The sequence below is a fragment of the Mesorhizobium sp. P5_C1 genome (assembly GCF_054049815.1).
Genome location: NZ_JBFULQ010000897.1, coordinates 1 through 1,494, shown reverse-complemented (window position 1 = coordinate 1,494; position 1,494 = coordinate 1). Strand labels below are relative to the sequence as shown.

3 protein-coding genes are annotated in these 1,494 nt (G+C 60.9%); 2 read left to right on the top strand and 1 reads right to left on the bottom strand.

Going from position 1 to position 1,494, the window contains the following annotated elements; translation table 11 throughout:
* Window positions 1-319: EAL domain-containing protein (locus ACXJ7R_RS32375; RefSeq protein ID WP_457155355.1), on the top strand; the 319-nt coding region annotated here is incomplete at its 5' end.
* Between the two features lie 56 nt (window positions 320-375).
* On the opposite strand, the gene ACXJ7R_RS32370 is transcribed toward ACXJ7R_RS32375, so the two are convergent.
* Window positions 376-804: a MarR family winged helix-turn-helix transcriptional regulator gene (locus tag ACXJ7R_RS32370; protein ID WP_457155356.1), complete on the bottom strand. Its 429-nt coding sequence runs from the start codon at window positions 802-804 to the stop codon at window positions 376-378.
* A 153-nt stretch (window positions 805-957) separates the two neighbouring features.
* Here ACXJ7R_RS32370 and ACXJ7R_RS32365 point away from each other — a divergent pair.
* The coding region (locus tag ACXJ7R_RS32365; RefSeq protein WP_457155354.1) for an alpha/beta fold hydrolase at window positions 958-1,494 on the top strand (537 nt) is incomplete at its 3' end.

Below are 1,494 nucleotides of genomic sequence, written 5' to 3'. Positions count from 1 at the left end.
TTTTGGGACCGGCTTTGCCGGCCTGTCGTGGCTTCGTCTCATCGATTTCGACACGGTGAAGATCGACCGCTCGTTTCTGCACGACTGCAGCGCCCCGAACGGCAAGGCAATGCTCCAGGACATTATTACCCTGGTCCGAAATCGCGGCCACAAAATCCTGGTCGAAGGGGTGGAAACGGACGAGCAGATGGCCCTTATGCGCGAATTTGGCATAGACAAGGTCCAGGGCTTCCATGTCGGCCGTCCCGCTCCCGCCGCAAGTTTCCAGGCAAAGCGGACCCTGCGCAAACGCCCATTCACCGTGCTTAAATCCGCATGATAGCCGTGCCGGCGCCGGCACTGTGGTTTTTGGCCTAGACTGTTGTTGGCGGCTGGCTATTGGTCGCCGGTCAACGCGTCACGCAGCGCCTGAATCTGCCGGTTCAAGGCGTCAAGCTGTGCCAACGTCATGCCCGAGCGCTCGATCAAGGTCTCATTCAGGCAGTTGCACTGGACAAGCAGCGCGCGCCCGGTTGCGGTCAGATCGACCTGCACCTGGCGCTCGTCGACCTGGCTGCGCTGTCGCCTCACCAGCCCAGCCTGTTCCATCCTCTTCACCAGCGGTGTGACGGTGCTCGATTCCAAGGCGAGCCGGTGTGCGATGGTGCCGACCGACATGCCGTCGGCCTCTGCCAGCGCGTTGAGTACGAGATATTGCGGATAGGTGATGCCCATCTCGTCCAGCATCGGCTTGTAGGTGCGATTGATCGCCATGCTGGTGGCGTAGAGCGTGAAACAGAGCTGATTTTCCAACGGGAGAGGCACGGCGGATTCCTTCTTGCCAATACAGGCACCAAAGTCTGTACCACGAAAAATGATATCGCGATACATATTTCCATGGACAAGCGGTTTGGGCTACGCTAGGCATGTGGACATCGCGATATTGTTTATCGCGACAACAATCGAAGGAAGATTGAGATGAACCAGGCCTTGCAATCCAAGCCCAGCACCGGCAGCGGCACGATCACCACCAAGGACGGAACGCAGATCTACTACAAGGACTGGGGAACCGGTCAGCCCATCGTCTTCCATCACGGCTGGCCGTTGAGCAGCGACGACTGGGACGCCCAGATGCTGTTCTTCCTGTCCAAGGGCTACCGCGTCATTGCCCATGATCGCCGCGGCCATGGCCGCTCGACCCAGACGGATATCGGCAACGAGATGGACACCTATGCCGCCGATGTCGCAGCACTGGCGGCGCATCTGGACCTCAAGGACGCCATCCATGTCGGCCACTCGACCGGCGGCGGCGAGGTGGCACGGTACGTCGCCCAGTATGGTTCGGGAGGTCGTGTCGCCAAGGCGGTGCTGATCGGCGCGGTGCCGCCGATCATGCTCAAGACCCCGGCCAATCCCGGCGGCCTGCCGATCGAGGTTTTCGATGGTTTCCGCTCCGCCCAGGCAGCCAACCGCGCCCAGTTCTTCCGCGACGTTCCGGCTGGCCCGTTCTACGGG